At 43.5% G+C, this 18,335-nt stretch carries 9 protein-coding genes; all 9 read right to left on the bottom strand.

Going from position 1 to position 18,335, the window contains the following annotated elements; all coding sequences use genetic code 11:
* Positions 1-54: 54 nt before the first annotated feature.
* The 9 genes from CW735_RS08060 to CW735_RS08020 all read right to left on the bottom strand — a co-directional run bounded on the left by CW735_RS08060 (position 55) and on the right by CW735_RS08020 (position 18,111).
* On the bottom strand, positions 55-1,797 hold the full coding sequence (locus tag CW735_RS08060) for an alpha-amylase family glycosyl hydrolase (protein ID WP_071979742.1): 1,743 nt from the start codon (positions 1,795-1,797) through the stop codon (positions 55-57).
* Complete coding sequence (locus CW735_RS08055; RefSeq protein WP_071979743.1) at positions 1,787-3,280, bottom strand: MFS transporter; 1,494 nt, start codon at positions 3,278-3,280, stop codon at positions 1,787-1,789. Before CW735_RS08055 ends, CW735_RS08060 begins: the two co-directional genes overlap by 11 nt.
* Positions 3,281-3,320: 40 nt before the next feature.
* Complete coding sequence (locus CW735_RS08050; RefSeq protein ID WP_071979744.1) at positions 3,321-5,228, bottom strand: glycoside hydrolase family 13 protein; 1,908 nt, start codon at positions 5,226-5,228, stop codon at positions 3,321-3,323.
* 227 nt (positions 5,229-5,455) lie between these two features.
* Entirely contained in the window at positions 5,456-7,411 is a 1,956-nt protein-coding gene (locus CW735_RS08045) for an alpha-amylase family protein (protein WP_232368392.1), read from the bottom strand.
* Between the two features lie 106 nt (positions 7,412-7,517).
* Positions 7,518-8,414 (bottom strand): PEP-CTERM/exosortase system-associated acyltransferase, encoded by an 897-nt coding sequence (locus tag CW735_RS08040; RefSeq protein ID WP_232368391.1) that lies wholly within the window; start codon positions 8,412-8,414, stop codon positions 7,518-7,520.
* A 113-nt stretch (positions 8,415-8,527) separates the two neighbouring features.
* Entirely contained in the window at positions 8,528-9,034 is a 507-nt protein-coding gene (locus CW735_RS08035) for an RNA methyltransferase (protein WP_071979747.1), read from the bottom strand.
* A 556-nt stretch (positions 9,035-9,590) separates the two neighbouring features.
* On the bottom strand, positions 9,591-10,433 hold the full coding sequence (locus CW735_RS08030; protein ID WP_100973213.1) for a patatin-like phospholipase family protein: 843 nt from the start codon (positions 10,431-10,433) through the stop codon (positions 9,591-9,593).
* Positions 10,434-10,648: 215 nt separating this feature from the next.
* On the bottom strand, positions 10,649-14,980 hold the full coding sequence (locus CW735_RS08025) for an alpha-1,6-glucosidase domain-containing protein (RefSeq protein WP_157812664.1): 4,332 nt from the start codon (positions 14,978-14,980) through the stop codon (positions 10,649-10,651).
* A 71-nt stretch (positions 14,981-15,051) separates the two neighbouring features.
* Positions 15,052-18,111, bottom strand: a complete 3,060-nt coding sequence (locus tag CW735_RS08020; RefSeq protein ID WP_100971642.1) for a TonB-dependent receptor — start codon at positions 18,109-18,111, stop codon at positions 15,052-15,054.
* Positions 18,112-18,335 lie beyond the last annotated feature (224 nt).

Raw genomic sequence — 18,335 nt, 5'->3', positions numbered from 1 at the left:
CGCCATTTTATTTTGTTTATAAATTCTTAAAGACAAGATTACTGAGAGTAAAACTTACTGCCTAGACATTTGGAATGAGGCTGCTTTTAACAGTTCAGGCTGCGTAATCATCTCGTCTAACACCCATACTTGAACGCCATTAGGCTCAACAGTTGTCGATAAAGACTCACCTTTTTCTACGCGTTTACGCTCACCGCTTATTTGCTCATGCCAATCGCCTTTTTGTATAAACTTTTTAACATTGAACACGCTGGGTCTATTGCCTTTGTTAAGCAAAACGAGTGCAGTTTGTTGAACCTCATCGGTGTTAAGAACTCGATAGAATGATGCTTGGTGACCAGAAAGCGAAACGTTCACTTGCAAACCTCGCTGCAATGCAGGGGTTTGCTTACGCACATTAGCAATAGTGGTTAATGCTTGTTTGATTGGGTGCGCCTTTGCTGCTTCTATTCGCTTCTGGCCGAAATAGTTTCGATTACCGGCATGTTCTGCAGTGCCTCTCATAAACCCTATCTCAGATCCCATGTAAACCACAGGAATACCTCGCACGGTAAATAGCCAATTGTGGGCATTGATGAACCCTTCATCAGTGGCATTCATACGAGCCATATCGTGATTATCATAAAACGTAGTTAAGTCATAAACATTTTTGTAAGGGCCATGGGTGAGATGTAATACCTCTTCCATTTCTGAAAAATCACTGTCGAGTGGGTTTTCAAACACCGATAGCATGGCTTTTTGCATCGGGAAATCGAGAACGCTGATAGCACCATTTTTGTCCAGAGTATGCTGGGCAATATTATTCGCGGAGTAATCAAAACTCTCCCCAAACATAAAAAAGTCTGGGCGCTCGCTGCGGATCCTATCTGATGCTTCACGCCAAAATGCATGCGGTACGTGTCTTATTGTATCTATGCGAAAAGCATCTGCGCCTTGGGAAATCCAGTAAAGGTAACTATTTATTAAATAGTCTCTTACCGCTGGGTTTTCATCATCTAAATTAGATAATTTAACCAAGTCTGGGTAGTCATGGAAAAAACTGTGCAAAGGGTTGTTTTCTGGGTCAAGCTGCTCTGGATTAAGGTTTTGATGATCGGCCACAAGCCTTCCGTCTTTGTCATAAAGTTCACCATAACCCGGCAAATCCTCGTCCATGGTAAAACTTGGCGAGCCATGATTTGCAACGATATCAAACACTGACTTCAAACCCAGCTTACGCATTTGAGATGTATACTCTTTTACGCTCAGGTCATCGCTTACCAAGTGTTCGTCTGGTTTATAGAAGTTGGACGCCCAATAACCGTGATAACCGGTTTTTCCTCCGTCTTTAAACGCCCCGCCGTAAGTTATTTGCTCATCACCATTAAATGCATAATCTGGATTATCGTGAACAGGTGTCATCCAAACCGCGGTGAAGCCCATATTGGCAATATACTCCGCGTTTTTGACTATGCCCTTTAAATCGCCGCCCATATAACCAACATAGGCTTTTTTACCATCAGGGCCTTCGAGGGGAAGTTGCCACGTGGGGTGCTCACCGCCCTGATTTTCATAATTATTTGTTTTGTCACCATCGACAAAACGATCAGTAACAACGAAATATACGGCCTCGCTCGCAAATGGTGTTGTTGTGCCCGCAATGAAAGAGCTTTCGTCGCTGCTTGAAGTGTTAATGCTCTTTGAATGCGCACCGGCATGAGTCGTAACAACATCACTGTTCACCATACTATTGTTAGAACACCCAGTAACAAATAGTGCAGTTAATGTAAGAGCAACAATATTTGGTTTAAACGCCATCGGTAATAACTCCCTCTTCTTGCGCAATATCACTGGTATCAGCTTCTTTGACAAAAAATACCGATAACGCGCCTATCATCATTGAAATACCTGCTACCACGATAATGTATTTGGCATCGTTGTCGAATACGCTACTTAATATCCAACCTGCTGTTAACCCTGAAACAATTTGAGGAGCCGCTACGGTAAAGTTGAAAATGCCCATATAAACCCCTGTTTTATCTGCAGGTAACGCACCTGCTAACATGGCATATGGCATGGCAAGAATAGCCGCCCAGGCAATACCGACACCTACCATAGGAATCAATAGCTTAACTGCACCGAGAGGCACGGTAACTTCTGTGATCAATAAGTTTACGTTTACCATGGTTAAGTCTTGGAAAAATAAAAAGCTGATGTAACTTAATCCACCTAATGCAAGAGCGCCTGCATAGATGGTTTTACGTCCGAATTTATCAGCAAGTTTGGCAAGGAAAATTGAAAAAATAGCGGCAAATACAGAGTAGGCAGCAAATAAAATACCCACCCAATCGCCTGCGGCACCTTTGGCCATTACGATAGCTTCGGGCACCATAGGTGCGGCCGCAATATATGCTGGGTCAAACCACTGTTTGTCTACATTCCAGATATGTTGAGTAATAGCTGGTGTGGTGTATACCCACATAATAAATAAAGCAAACCATGAAAAGAATTGCACCACTGCAAGTTGTTTCATAGTTTTAGGCATAGTGGCCACTAGCTTGAAGAATTCCGCCAGGCGCTGGCTTAAAGGCGCTTTTTTCTCTTGAATAGGAGTTTGTTCTACCGCTAAGCCTTTATACTGATTATATTGCTCTGGCGAGTATTCTTTGGTTCTTATTACCGTCCAAATTACCGTGCCTAATAATACAGTCGCACCAATGTAGAACGCCCACATTACTGAGGGAGCAACCTGCCCCATTTGCGCTGTATTTTCTAGCCCAACCACGTTGGTGAGAACAAAAGGAAGAATAGACCCAATTACTGCACCAATATTAATTAGCAAAGACTGAATAGAATACCCTACGTTGCGTTGCGAGGGCGGTACCATGTCGGAGACTAGCGATCTAAACGGCTGAAAGCATACATTAAACGACGCATCCATGAGTGCCACCATCAACGCCCCCATCAACATGGGTGCGAGAAACGCCACGAATAACGGGGCGTTAGGTAACAAAATCATCCCCAATACTGCTGCAATAGCACCAGCAAGAATAAATGGGCGGCGTCTCCCTAGACGATTCCACGTTCTATCTGATGCAGAACCAACAATAGGTTGCACTATAAGGCCCATAATAGGCGCCACTAGCCAGAACAGAGAAAGGGAGTGGAGATCGGCGCCTAGGTCTGAAAGGATTCTACTAACATTTGCGTTTTGCAGGGCAAAACCAAATTGAACACCAAGGAAGCCGAAGCTGACATTCCAAATTTGCCAAAAAGAAAGGCGAGGTTGAGTTACTTGCATACTTTGCTCTATTTATTGTTTTTAAATTAATTGAATACGATCATTTCACAATGAATACGCTTGCAGACATAGCCGGTAAGCTAATCGTGTCTGTTGCTTCAAATGTCTTACCGTCACTCACTCGAGTTAAGGTTTGTCCTTCTTTCAGCATCTCTGTGTAAGATGTTGAAGATAAGTCTACAGATTCTTTACTGAGAGCCACCATGATTTTTTCGGAATTCTTATCCGTGCTATCAGCGGTGCGGAAATAGGTGTAAACACCGTCAACGGGCGCATAGTGTTTTAACTTGCCTTGAAATAGTTGCGGGTATGTTTGACGCAGCTTTAATAAGGCTTTAATGCGCTGCTGAGCCCAACGTTCATCGCTATTGAGCCCTTTACCCGTAAAGGCGTTTTTATCACTATCTGAAGGCCACCCGCCTGGGAAGTCAGAGCGTATAATACCGTGGTCATTACTGCCTTCGTTACCCATTAGAATTTCCGTTCCGTAAAATACCTGTGGGATCCCTCGGGTTGTAAGCAATAAAGTCATCGCCATATTCCACTTGGCTTTATCGTGTCCAAGTTGCGTATAGATTCTGCTCATATCGTGGTTATCGGGAAAAATAACCAAATTGTTCGGGTCGCCATATAAAAAGTCGGTAGCCAGGGTTTCATAAACCGTAATAAAACCAGAGTTCCAACTTTCATCGCCGTTTAATGCTTTAACAACGGCAGCCTGCAATGGAAAATCCATCACTGATGGAAGGGCGCTATCATAGTCATCGTGGCGCTGACTACCCGCTTGCCAGTAGGCCGTGATTGCAGGGTTTACAGACCATTCTTCACCCACGATATTAAAGTTAGGGTATTCGTCCATTAAGCGATTTGTCCATTCACTTAGAAATACTTTATCTGGATAAGAGTATGTATCTACACGAATACCGCTTAAACCTGCAGTCTCTACCCACCAAATAGCATTTTGAACTAAATAATTGGCCAAGTGTGGATTACGTTGATTTAAATCTGGCATGGTAGGCACAAACCACCCATCGCTAAACCTTTTGATATCGCTTTCTATGGCATGAGGGTCGTGCAAAGACTCTCGTTTGTGGGTGGTGGCGACGAATTTTCCTTCATTATTGATCCAATCTTTTGATGGCGTATCTTCCATCCACTTATGATTACTACCGATGTGATTAAGCACCATATCCATGATAACGCCAACCCCTTCGGATTTTGCTTGCTCACTGAACTCTATAAAGGCGTCATTAGAGCCAAAGCGCGGGTCAATGTTGTAGTAATCTGTGGTTGAATAGCCGTGGTAGCTGTACTTATCCATCGCATTTTCAAGCAAAGGCATTGTCCAAATCTGCGTGAAGCCCATGCTTTTAATGTAATCGAGGTTGTCCACAATACCTTGGATATCGCCGCCATGACGGCCACCTTTTAATTGGCGGTCTACTTTATCTTGATAACCGTCAACGTTATCATTTGCGGTATTGCCATTTGCAAAGCGGTCAGGTGCAATCAGGTAGATAGCGTCTTTTGGCCCAAAGCCTTTTCTCGACGCAGAGCCTTCTTTGCGTTTATCAAGCGAGTAATGAAGCCTTCGATAGCTCCCATCATTGTCGGTCAACGTAAGCGTAAGATCTTGCGCTCGAGCCGCCGAAATATCGAGCGTTACAAAAAGATAGTTTTCACTATCTAATGCGTTAACTCGACTAATTGTTGCTTTACCTTTATCAATAGAAACAGTGTCATCAGCTACACCTTCACCGTAAATCATCAACTCCACTTCAGGATGTTGCATGCCCGCCCACCAGTTAGGGGGATACACTTCAAGTTCACTTTGTTGTAATGCGTTAACCGGCGCTGCCACCAATGATACAACCGAAGTGAGAAGCAACGGCAATGCGCGATAGCGATTTAGAAGGAAAGCATGGCTTACGCTGTTAAAATTAAACACATGAACACCAATGTTAATAATACGTTAAGTACAGAATCATATCGAGATACTACCTTGTACACTTATTCATACCAACGCTCTGCATACGTATTCACGAAGGGCTAGATAAAATAAGTGGCAAAACAAGTGATACACGCAACAAGTAGGATAAGTGAAAAAATAGGTACGACAGTCATAGCCTTCAACGGCAAATGCCTGAAGTGGACCGGTGCAAAGAAAGGTGCTGCTTAAAAAGCAAACACCTTAGTTTCAAGGGCATCTAAGGTTATAATGGCACGGTAGTTAGCACCTTCCTGCTCAAGGGTTATCCCCTTGTGGGAAAGTAAAGGTTTAAGCGCAAGGTTGTTGCTTGACGCTTTTATTGCCGAGGCAGGCACTATAAGTGAAATAGGGCCTGTAGCGTTATCGCTAAAGTTAGCAATCACAATGAACCCCTGATCGTTCTCCTCTCGCACGAATGCAAACTGCTGTTCAGAGTAGGCAGAGTCTTTTTCGCTCAGGTTCAGGGCATGTAGACTTTTATAACGACCATTGATAGCACTGTGTGTTGCGGCAATGTTCATGACATCTTTGTAAAAGCTGTGCAGCGCTTTTTCTTCTTCTGTTGATTGCCCCGCATCAAATTTGCCGTTATTCATAAAACGCTGATGTGCTGGTACACCAGCATAGTCAAAAATTGTTGTGCGCGTTGGATCACCAAAACCGGTCTCTTCGCTGCCGTCTTCGCCAACATCTTGCCCAAAATAAAGTAAGGTTGGAGCACTACTAATTAGTGCACTTACGGCTAGTGCAGGTTTTCCTTTTTCAGCGTCTCCCGCAAAGTCTGGGCTTGCTATGCGCTGTTCATCGTGGTTTTCTAAAAAATGCAGCATATGCGATGCAATATCAGCAACATTGTCATGGACAGAAACGAGATCGCTCACCTTTCCCCTTCCCTGCATGATGGCTTTTAACGTATCGTAAAAACCTACCTTATCGTATAGATAGTCCATCTTTCCTGAATGTAAATAGTCGCGATATTTGCTGGGCTGATATACCTCTGCCAATAAAAATGCGTCTGGTCGCTTCTGCTTTATACTACTATTTAAAAACGACCAAAATTCTACGGGAACCATTTCGGCCATATCATAACGAAATCCGTCAACACCTTTATCTAACCAATAGTGCGCAATGTCTCGAAATTTATACCAAGAATTAGGAAGCGATTTATCTGCCCAAAACGCGACGTGCTGTTGGTATGACAAATTTGCATATTCAGCTGGAAGTGTTGGAAAGTCGTAGCTACCGTCGGGTTTTACACCATAGTTAATTTTAACCGTTTCATACCAATCGTTTATATCAGGCTTAGGTGCCCGCGCTCCATTACCGGTCCATTTAGCAGGAAATTCCTCGAACTTCCCGTCTAATAGAGCGTGTTGCTCTCCGCCTAGCGGTTTATAATCTGATGAAGTTGGGACTTGAAACGGTTCATCTACAACATAATAAAAATTATTATCACGTGCATAAGTGACTGTTGTATCGTCGTTCTCTCCAAAGTTACTATGGCCTTCTGGCATCGACAATGACTCATAGCGCCTAGCCACATGGTTAGGAACGATATCAATAATAACTTTCATTCCCGCTTCATGCGTTCGGGAAATAAGGGCTTCGAATTCCTCTAAACGCTGGTTTGGATCTTCGGCAAGGTCGGGATTAACGTTGTAATAATCTTTAACAGCGTAAGGTGAACCTGCACGGCCTTTTACAACATCTGGATCATCATTGGAAATCCCAAACTCGGTATAGTCGTTAATCACTGCATGATGAGGAACGCCGGTATACCACACATGACTTGTACCCAGCGATTTTATACTGGCAAGGGCCGTATCTGTTATATCATTGAACTTTCCAACACCATTTTCATCAATGGTCCCCCAAGGCACATTCGCGGTAATCTTGTTACCGTATAGGCGAGTAAAAAGCTGATAAACCACCGGCTTGCCTTGGTTTAATGAGTCACTCGTTTCATGTTCATTAGTGTGGATTGAGATTTGATTATCGCCCTGTTTATTGGCATTTTTGTTGCTAATTTTGTTGCTAATATTGTTGTTGCTAATAACATTCGCATCTGAACACGCGAAAATACTCGTTAGCATAACAGCAATTGCGAAAGATTTAGTAGATGAAGGTGTGATAGTCGGCATTCGTGCATCTTTAGTTGTCAGTGAATGCCGATAGGATACGCGTTAACGTATTGTTAAAAAACATGCATACGTATTCAAAGCGTAAAAATCCGAAGAGTAGGTTTTTTTAAGCCGCTCTCGATACCTTACTATCGCCAACACGTTGAAACACTGCGGAATTGTAGTCAATGTTTGCATAATCCACTTTATTATCTAGCATGCTCATACCCAATGACATCTTTTGCAGACTCGGCTGCATAGTATCATGCACTTCGCGCTTAAATCGCTGTAACGTCTTGGATAGATCTTTTTGAAAATCTGTTGACGATAAACGATAAGGCACTCGCTTACCTTTAAAACTTATTGCTTCACCAACTTCATTAAAATGAATGCCAAATGCTTTCATTCGCCTCGCCAGTTTTGGCTCCATGAGTACGTAGGCATGAGACATATTTAAATGAAGACAAACACTTGTGGCCATCAGATAAAGCGCAATGGACAAATAGGGAAAGTGTTCTAAGTTAAAGTCCAAGTTTTTGGATTGCTTTATTTTATTAAGTTTTTTTCTTGGGAAGACTTTGGATTTGAACTGTCGCACGCGAAACTCTCGTGGTACCGCTAGACGTGAGATTTCACATACTCCTTCGCTAGTTAAACTTGATGGCAACAATGAGGAGCTGCTAAATGCATCAGAGAACTTTTCTTCTAATGGTAGCGAACCGTCTTCTTCCTTTGGCAAAACAAGCCTGATAGTGCCAGCACATTCTCCTGTGGGAAGGTGCTTGATGTAACAGTTAATCGCTCTGTCATCATACTGGTCTATTTCTAGTGAAGAAGCTGTGGTTTGCTCAAACTTCATTTCTTCACAATAAACTTTATGGCGAGTTTTAAAAGAAACCTCTTTTTCGTCATCATCATTAGCCACAACAAGTTGATAACGGCTGAAGAAGAACCGCACTATCTCCTCATCAAGAGAAGTTTCTTTTAACAATACGCGAGGTAAAAACGAAGGAATTCTTTTCATTTTTTCCGTTACTGAGCTTTTTAGTGCTCGCATTGCTTTTTTTGTTTTAATCTTCAACGCAAAACTCTCCCACACTTTTTGTATTCAGTTAGCTTCCCGGCCTTTCTAAACAGTTAGATTTTTGTTGTATTGTTCGTATCTCTGCTGCTGCGAATTAGCGCATCCCCGCTAATAAAGTCTGATTTTGATAACCTGTCATATAAAAGTACATTTGCTGTTGCGGCCAAATTCATGCAGGAAAAAGTTGGTATATAGACAACATGGTCACACCACGCCAACACATCCTGCGGCACACTGCCATCTTCTGGACCAAGAATATAAAACGCATTTTCAGGGTGTTCGAAATGCGGTAAAGGAACCGCGCCTTCTACTAACTCCACACAAACGACTTCTGCACCTTTTGGCACTGCGTCTTTAAGACTCTCAACGCCAATTGTGGGTATTATTTTGTGAAATGCTTTAGTGTCTGCATTGAACTCTTTGGCTAACCTATATCTTTGTCCGGTATAAAAAACCGAGGCAACGCCGTAGCATCCCGCCGCTCTTAAGATAGACGCGACATTCACTGGATTTTTCGGGTTAATTAGACCAAGTGACGTTTTTTGTTTTTTTAGTTGCATACGTTAATTTTTATTTACACTTTTTAGTGAGCGCTGATACTGCCACGGTTTAAGATGCCCTGCCAGATGACGGCGTTAAGATTTAGCCTAAGGTATAAATTTTTATTCTTTTTGTATCAGCTTTTTTTACACGTTTGAGTTAGAGCTGACATCGATTACCACTAACAAAATTTTTTTCAAAAATGCGCGTATCTTTCTCATTCAGCAAGAACTGAACCACGTGTGAAAAATATGCACGGCTTATTATGTAAAACTTACACGAATACACTATAGCAATATTAATCAACACGTTAAGTGAAAAGTCCAAGATGGCGAAGATGCTTTTGATTACAGTTCGATTAGCTCGATAGATAGAAAGTAAGGATACGATAGACCTTTGTAGGTTGGCATGTCTGCGAAAAGATACAGCGCAATGCACTGTTTACTCTTACTTTAATTAAGTATGCAGTGGAATGAGGGTTGGAATAGAGCAAGAAACGCGCTGCTGTATCAAATCAGATACGGATTGGCATGCAAGATAAAAATGAGGTTTCACAGGTGAGTTATAGCAAAGTAATTAACCCGCTAAACGCTGAGTAATGGTCTGCACAAACCGACGCCCCATGCGCCTACCCTGTGCGTAACCGCGTAGAAGCTTTTTCTTGTCCATGGTAAGGCGTTTTACACAAAAGCCAACATCTGGCGCTATTACATGCACCACACAGTCTTTAGGCGGATTAGTGATAAATTGCAATGTATCGTTATAAATTTTAGGTCGGTTGAGTAAGCTGTTAAGCAATTCAGGTTGATCACGATACATTTTTTCGAGTAACCATGTCGACTTTACTGCAGGTTTAGTGAAGCCTGGTGGTTGAGAAAGGATAACGGTTATCTCACGTGCACCCATGTCATAGGCTTGTTTTACCGGAATGGCGTCTGCAACACCGCCGTCGACGTAGCGATGATTGCCGATGCGAGGTTGTTCCCTGAATGCTGTTGGCAATGCACATGATGCAACCATTAAATCATCAACATTGGTTTTGGTTGCCTTGAAGTATTCACATTCTCCAGAGTCTACGTTCGTCACGCCTACATAGAGAGGCATGTAATTTCCCGCCTCTGGTGAAGGTATACCAAGGGATTGTTTGGAATGATGCCACAGCCAATGGACATCGGTCATGTGCCCACCTTTTACAAACCGCAAGGGGCTAAAAAATTCTCGCTTAGTCGCGTAATTCAAAATGATCTGCTTACTTAACCCTTGCATATTGGTGACATAAGTAGAGAGGTTGGTAGCTCCAGCTGAGACACCAATAGCAAAGTCAAAGTCGAAATAGCCCTTTTCCATAAACTTGTCTAACACGCCCGCAGCGAATACGCCGCGCATAGCGCCACCTTCTACCACTAGTGCTTTTTTCAACGACTTTTGTTGCATGGTTAACTCCCTCTCAACCCAAAACCTTTTGTAATGGCTATTACTTCTAGAGAGATACAAGTATTGCGCCATTTGCTCACAATATTCTTACAGGCCCAGTAAAAAGCTAGATATGCACGATATCTCCAAACCGCTTTTTGCAAAAAAAAACCGCAATATAAAAATTGCGGTTTTATTGTTTGCGATGTTTTTCTTTGATATTACTTTAAGGTGACCGTTAACGTTGGCGCTGCGCCATTTGGCCCGGACACTCTAAATTGGTATAGACCTGACTGAGGAACATCCATCATTAGATTGTTGTTACTACTACCAAGAACTTTTGGCCTATCGATATCCACCACATTAGTAGCTGATTCATTCGGGTTACCCAAGTTCACTGTTGACCAATCCTCTGATGCAACTTTAAATTCAACCGAGCCAGCACTTAATTCTACATCGGCCACGTATTCACCGTTTCCGAGATAAGAAAATACATCTTCAGCCCCCCATCCATTCATACCGCCTCTGACATAAACGTTAGTTTCACCCCAAAACGCCTCTTTATACACGCCAATAGTAGGAGCGTCTTTATCAGATACATCAAGCACGAATACATAGCGATCTGGGTTATCAATAGTAAGTATGAGATTGTCATTAGTTGGTGCCAGCGCTAGAGCCTCTCCAACAAACAGATTTCTGTCACTATCAGCGCTGCTAAGTGCACCTAAATTAACTGTACTCCAATCTTCAGAAGCCACTTTAAATTCGTAGGTTCCAGGTTCCATATTGCGCGCAAATGTGTAAACCCTTCCACCTTGGTAGTTAAATTCTTCTTCCGTGCCCCAGTCGTTCATTGCACCACGCAAGTACACTGATGTGCCAACATAGGGCTCTTCGTTTTCAATTAACAAGGCCGGTGCTTCGCTATCAGACGCATCGATAATAAATAAATAAGTTGCGTCAATTGATGGCGTAAACATGAGATTGGTGTTTGTTCGTCCTAAAACCTTTTCCTCGTTTTCAACAACATTGCTATCATCATTGTCAAGCGCACCAAAATTAACGGTAGCCCAATCTTCAGAAGCAAACTTGAACCCGTAAGTTGTTCCACCCTCAAGCGGTACCGCAACTGTGTATACGCCGTCTCCTTGGTAAGTAAATGCATTGTCTAATGACCATCCATTCATATCACCGCGTAAATAGGCGACCGTGTCACCATAAGGTAAAACGTCTGGGGCACCTGATGTTGCAAATGCTGATAACCCATATCCTTGTGACCCCGACTGTGGTTTCACGAAAACAGCGATTGTGAGCGCAGGAACGGTGAACGTACCATTTCCGTCTTCGCTCTCTGCAAAAGTGGCGGCTCGCACCTGACTATCAACAGAGTTCGCGTGAGTGGCATGAAGAACAAAACCTGTGGCTGTGTTTACCGTTATCGCTTTTTCTTCATAGCCAGTGTTAACAAGCACCATAATGGCATCGTTAAGCATGTCTATATCATTGCGGTTTTGCTCGGGGTCTTGCGGCACGCCGTCATCTATACTCATGACGATAAGACCCTTTTGCTGGCGGCTTCCAATATTGTGAAAACCCACGCGATCTATTATGTCTTCAGCAGTCGTTAACCTAAAGAGAGGACTAGACATTCGAATTGACAATAACTCAGCAAACACGTCGGAAGCGAACATAATGTCAGCACTTGAGGCTGCGCGCTCAGGGTCGTAGATAAATTCGCCCATTTCTTCCCATCGCGCTTCATTGTCTTGTGCAAGCGGAAGGCCTACATTCCAATTGTTAGTTGAATAGGTAAAGTCTACATAATTAAACCAATCACCCGAGTCGTAAGTGTTTCTATCCATTGATTTAGAGCGCAGCATATCCCCGCCCATTTGTAAAAATGGAATACCTTGAGAAACCAGTGTAATACCCATAGCCACATTTTGCGCTCTTACTCGCTCTTGTAAACTAATGTCTTGCGGAAGCGTGTAATTAAGCTGATCCCAAAGCGTTTCATTATCGTGTTTTGATACATAGTTAATAATATCAGCCGGATCATCAGCATAGCCGCCTAAGTTACTGGTGGTCCCTGCGCTACCTGCAGAGGTTTCGAGTATGTAATCTTTAAGCGTGCCCGCCATACTCATCTTCACGCGGTCTTGATCGCTTAGCAGAGAGTCTGACTGTGGTGAAAAGATGTTACCTTGTCGAATTGCTTCGCGTATACGGTCGTTATAAGTACCAATTTCAGTACCCGCCATATTTAACTGATTGGCTTGCTCATAACCGCGGTCTATTTTTGTCCAACCTTCACCGTAAAAATAATTATCGTCATCGATTGCTTGCACAGCCTCGCGTAAGCGCACCATGGTGTCCTTCGTTGCCTGACTCATAATGTCAAAACGGAAAGCATCGTATTTGTAATGCTCAGTCCAAATAAGTAAAGAATCTTCCATGAACTTTTCCATCATTACGTTGCGTGGCTCAGTATCATCACAACAAGTCTCACGAACGATAGCGCCCGTATCCACTTCATAACGGTGGTAATAACCAGGAACAGTCTTATCCAACACAGACTTTGAAAATACACCCGATGCATTAGTATGATTGTAAACAACATCTAGCGCCACGCGCAGCCCCATTTCATGAAGTGCCTGAACCATTGCCCGCATTTCAACAATGCGTTCTACCCCTTCTGCACTCGATGCATAGCTTCCTTCTGGCGCGTTAAAGTGATGCGGATCATATCCCCAGTTGAATGTATCTACACCGCGAAGATCATTAGTAAGCTGCTGCGCTTTTGCAGCTTCAGCAAGTGGGTCGTAACTGTTATAAACATCGATGAGTAGCGTATTTTCACTTTCTTCATCGCAAACTGCAGCATCATCGTTTAAGCGACATAGTTCACCTACGGTGTCATATAAATCTATCGTATTTGTCGGATCTTCATCGATAGTTGCAATGTCGTTGGCAGGTAAAATATGAAAGTAGTTTAGCCCTGCATCAACCAGTTTTTGAAGATGCGCTACTGGCGCTGTTCCCTCTTCAGTAAAGGCAAGGTATTTACCGCGATTTTCCTCAGAAGTAGACATATCTAACACACTAAAATCACGTATATGACCTTGGTAAATCACAGCATCTTCCACATTCTCAATAGTTGGAATGTTGTGTGAATCCCACCCTTCTGGTTTAAGGTCTTCGTCGGATAGATTTACAAAGCGGGAAAATCGGCCATTAGTAGTGAGTGAAACAGAGTATGGGTCTGTTACTAAAAGCGTTTCAATATTACCTGTGACCGGATGAAACACGGTAATTTCATAACGATATAATCGTCTGTCTAAAGACATATCGCCATTGTAGCGCCAAACTCCAGAGGTTGGATCTAGGCTCATCTCTAGACGTTCAGACAAACTTTTATTGTCGTTATAAATTAACAGATCAACGTTGGATGCTGTGGGTGCCCAGACAGCGGCGGTAATACCATTTTCTTGATAGATACCGCCCAGTTCGGCCTCATCAGCGTCGTTTTCACCGCGAGTGTAAATAGCATCGATGGCGTTTGCGAGTTGAATTCCCGTTGCTGCCACTAAGTTACCATCGACATCGTACCCACCCAGCGCGGTTTGCGTTGTTAATACAGTCTTTGCATCATCGAGGGTCCAAGTACCTTCCCACGCAGTCATATCGCCAAGGTGAGGAGCCTGCGCTACTTGTTCTTCAGTTAACGACGTAGCCATTAGTTCTACCGCTGTGCCGTTAATGCCATTTTCCAAAGTGCTTTCTAAACTAGCCGTGTCGGAATAATGTAACTTAACAGTGGCTACCGCTTCAGGCACATCCCATAAAATAGTATTACTATCGAGCCAGTGAGCACCAAAACCTTCGATATCGACTGGCTGGGGTCCTAGCGACATAATTGGGAATTCAAAAAGGGTGGGCTCGCCAGACAAGGTAAAGTTCATACGCGTGAAAGTCTCATCGTCTTGAACAAGTGAAGCTTGAAAATCACCACCGCCCATTTCTTTCCCTGCGTCATCAGTGCCTTTGTGAATAATAAAGTTATGACAATCACCATAGTTGTCTTTTAAATCTAAGATCCAATAGGCCCCGTAATTAGGGTCGACTCCATTATGCACACGCCCATTAGCCCAGTCTGTATCTGCATCGGCATACGCATCACAGGTATCATTATTCCATGTATGCAAGCGCCAGCCTTCGTAAGCTGGATCGCTGCTGGAGTTATCGGCATCAACCGCCGCACGGTTGTAATACAATACAGCTTGGTTATCACCAGGGGTAAACACTGGCATTGGCAGAGATGGATCAGCGCCTACAACACAAGCGTCATTGGTTTCGTTAGGTACGGTTGGCGCTTCACATGCGATAGGTGGAGGCGCTACGCACTCAGTTCCTGTTTCATCGGGTACGTTAGGCACCTCACAGGTTAATAATTCGTTGGTGCCAGACTCTACATCTGCCCCCCCACATCCTGCTATTACAAGGGCGCCTACTATCAGCACAGCTAACCGCCATACTCTTAAGCTAGTAAACATAGTGTTCTCCTGATTTGTTCTTATATTTTTGGCATTTATCACAGTGATAACGCGGCTTAGGACTAGAGCTATCATAATCGGTATGTCATCCCTAAGAAGTACTGTGTGCCAAAGAATTGGATAGTGCCGGTTTGCTCTTGTGACGAGAAGTAGCTGCGAGTGGGCTCATCGGTAAGGTTGTTCACCTGAAATAATACGCTCCAATTCTCATTCAATTCGTAAGATGCTTGATAATCAACAACGAGCTCAGAATCGAAGTTTACGACCTGATCGTTGACCGCAACTTGTTGAGAAACAAACGAATCCCTAAAGCGTGTAGAAAGACGGGTTTCAAATCCCTCGTATTCCCAAAATGCGGTTAGTGTGGCCACATTTTCAGACAGACCAGGCAAACTCGTTGCGTAAATGCCATCGCCAAGTGTTCTCTGAATCTCGCTTTCTGTATATGAATAGCTCGCGCTAATGCCTAGGCCAGACCAAAAGCCAGGTAACATGCTGTAAATTTGCGTATAGGCAATTTCAATACCTCTAATGTAACCACCTTCAGCGTTGTTAACTGCTGTACTGTAGCTTCCGTTTTCTGTTGGCACAGTTACAAACAAAGGATCGCCATTAGCGTCTACTGCTAATTCTGATTCCTGGCCTGTAAACTCTGGCGTTAAATACACCGGCACTTGTACAGAGTCTGGCGTAACAATGCCATTAGCTTCAAAGTCGTATGGGTCTATTTCTATGTCTTCGACAAACGATTCAATATCCTTGTAGAAGCCAGCTATAACTAATGCACCTTCGGTTTCGCTAAAATAGTACTCCCATGACACATCGTATTGAGTGGCATAAAATGGCTCTAAATACGGACTATTACGTGCGTTGCCATTTACCCGAGCTGTCGGGGTAGATAGGGTTATTTCCCCAGAATCTCGGTCTTGAAACGCAGTAACTACCTCTACGTTTGTTGAGGCATTGGCGGCAAAACGATTAATTGGTGCCCTCCCCATTACCTTTGCAGCAGCAACACGTAACTGCATATCGTCGTTAAGCTGAAAGTTTAAGTTGATTGACGGCAACACATCACTGTATTCATGGCTCAATAGCGCAGGGCGATAAAAGTTATTAATAAGACCTACATCATCAGTAATGTTTTGCGCGCCCGCAGTTGGGTCGCTAACTTCTTCAGTTGCACCGGTTTCTAAGTCGGTAATAAGTTGAGTGGCACGCTGAAGCGTGGTTGAGCGTTGTTTACTTTTTACGTAACGCACACCCACATTACCGGTTACTGGAAGACGCCCAATTTCCGTATTTATCGTCGCCATTAAGTAGGCTGAATTCACGGTTTCAAAAACATCACCGCTCTCTTGTAACGTCCATGCGGTTGCAGGACCTGTGCCGGGGCCATTTATTACGCCTGCAGCACCTGGCCCCCAAGTTTGAACAGGTACAGGCCTGCCATCTGGAAACCAAGCGTTAAGTGCGCTGTCCAAGTCTACCGACAGATAACTTGGGAAATAGCCAAAGTCTCCGCTCCAGTTTACCTGTTCCACCATATCTGAGGTTAGTTTTAGCGGCGGTTGGCTTACCGAGAAGGCGCTGTCGTTTCCATACTCAAACACAGAGCGATCGTTGTTATATTCTCGGTCTGAATAGCGGTAACCAAATTCCAAGCCGGATATAACGGGTGAATCTATAAAATATTGAAAATCAATTCTGTAGGCATCTAATTCGTCTTTATTTTCAAAAGGGTAAATACCATACTTGCTTACCATCACGCGGTCGGTGTCTGTGAACGCATTCATTTGATTAAAACCTAAGTCAGGTAAGTCTAATCCATTCAGCAAATATGATATTTGCACGTTCTCATCGAAAACCGGATTGGCTGCATTGGCGTCTTCTCCCACTAAAGACCACAATAAGCCGTTTCTAAAGTCGCTTTCAGCGGTAGAACGAGAGATGTCGAACTGAACCGCTAGGTCGGCACTAATTTCCCAATTGGCATTCACACCAAAGTTTGCAACGCTATCGAAATCTTGATTGTCGTCGTTGACGAGTTCTATGCGAGTAAAGCTATTGTCTGTGCGTGAAAACGTGCCGCCAATCACGCTGTTATTGACAATGGTAGGGTTAGTGATCCCTGCGTTGATACCGCCAAGTTTCACTCGGAAGCCTCGTGCAAACGCTTCAGAGTCAAACTTTGAAATAAAGGCATCGGCTTTTAGCGTAAAGGTGTCGATTGGTGCCCATTCAAAGGCAGCCACATAACCATCGCGAGTTTCCTCCCCCCCTTTGTGCTGCATTTCAAACCCTTCGGATATGTATTCACATTCCACACACGAGTCAGGCCCATCAGTGTCACCTTCAATGCCGTCTACATCCACCAATCCGTTGTATGCAAGCCCTATAAACTGGGTTGAAACACTCGGTTGAAATAAGCGCGCATACCCCAGCGATACACCTACGGTGTCATCTAAAAATTTGCCTTGATAGGAAAAGCTAAGACGATGACCGAACTCTTCTGCGTCGGAAATCTCTGATGCTCTATCGTTATACATTCCTCGCATATTGGCGCTGAATTTATGTTGCTCCTGCATTTTAAGGGGGGACGCAGTTTTCAATTCAACGGTACCCGCAATACCACCTTCGATAAGAGAGGCTTTAGGTGATTTATACACCGCAGCTTCACTGATTAACTCCGAAGGGTACTGATCAAATTCAATGGCCCGGCTGCCGCTTGTAGAAACCTGCTCACGGCCATTTAATGTTGAAAATACAAAATCGCCCGAAAGGCCGCGAATGTTTATCTGCGCTGCTTGACCACCTGTACGAACCGCCGAAATACCAGGAAGACGAGTAAGTGCATCGGCCATTGAAACATCAGGTAGGCCGCCAAGATCATCAGCTGATATCTGTTCAGATACAGTGTCTGAGAAGCGTTTTTGATTTAGCGATTGAATTAGACTGGTACTAAAACCCCGCACTTCAATGCGCTCAACTTCTTCTGGGGGAATGTCGACTTTGTCCGTTTTTCTATCTTGTGTGTTTTCAGCTACGTCCTGTGCATAAGATGGAAGCGACATAAATGCCACTCCACTACTTATTAGAGCAGCCATTATTGTACTGGGTTTGAATGTTTTCATTGGTGTCCCATTTATGATTATTGTCGACAAGTTAGGACTGCCACACCTAATCTTGTCTCTTTTATTCCAGTAATAGATATTACTGTTTTGTTCAAAAAGAGAGCAATGCTATGCATACGTATTCATTTACATAAAAAACACAAACTGAAAACAAATTTAAAACACAAATGGTTAGAGATAGAAATAAAAAGAAAATCGCGAAGTGACATATAAAAACCACAAAA

Source organism: Alteromonas sp. MB-3u-76, assembly GCF_002831605.1.
In the GTDB taxonomy this organism is placed as follows: Bacteria; Pseudomonadota; Gammaproteobacteria; order Enterobacterales; family Alteromonadaceae; genus Alteromonas; species Alteromonas hispanica.
Note: the sequence above shows the minus strand (reverse complement) of the source record. Positions and strands in the feature narration are given on the sequence as shown.

Excerpts from the sequence above, each read along its gene's own strand:
- CW735_RS08035 (WP_071979747.1), bottom strand. The coding sequence starts at position 9,034 with ATGCAACTAAAAAAACAAAAAACGTCACTTGGTCTAATTAACCCGAAA.
- CW735_RS08055 (WP_071979743.1), bottom strand. The coding sequence starts at position 3,280 with ATGCAAGTAACTCAACCTCGCCTTTCTTTTTGGCAAATTTGGAATGTC.
- CW735_RS08060 (WP_071979742.1), bottom strand. The coding sequence starts at position 1,797 with ATGGCGTTTAAACCAAATATTGTTGCTCTTACATTAACTGCACTATTT.
- CW735_RS08020 (WP_100971642.1), bottom strand. The coding sequence starts at position 18,111 with ATGAAAACATTCAAACCCAGTACAATAATGGCTGCTCTAATAAGTAGT.
- CW735_RS08045 (WP_232368392.1), bottom strand. The coding sequence starts at position 7,411 with ATGCCGACTATCACACCTTCATCTACTAAATCTTTCGCAATTGCTGTT.
- CW735_RS08025 (WP_157812664.1), bottom strand. The coding sequence starts at position 14,980 with ATGTTTACTAGCTTAAGAGTATGGCGGTTAGCTGTGCTGATAGTAGGC.
- CW735_RS08040 (WP_232368391.1), bottom strand. The coding sequence starts at position 8,414 with ATGAAAAGAATTCCTTCGTTTTTACCTCGCGTATTGTTAAAAGAAACT.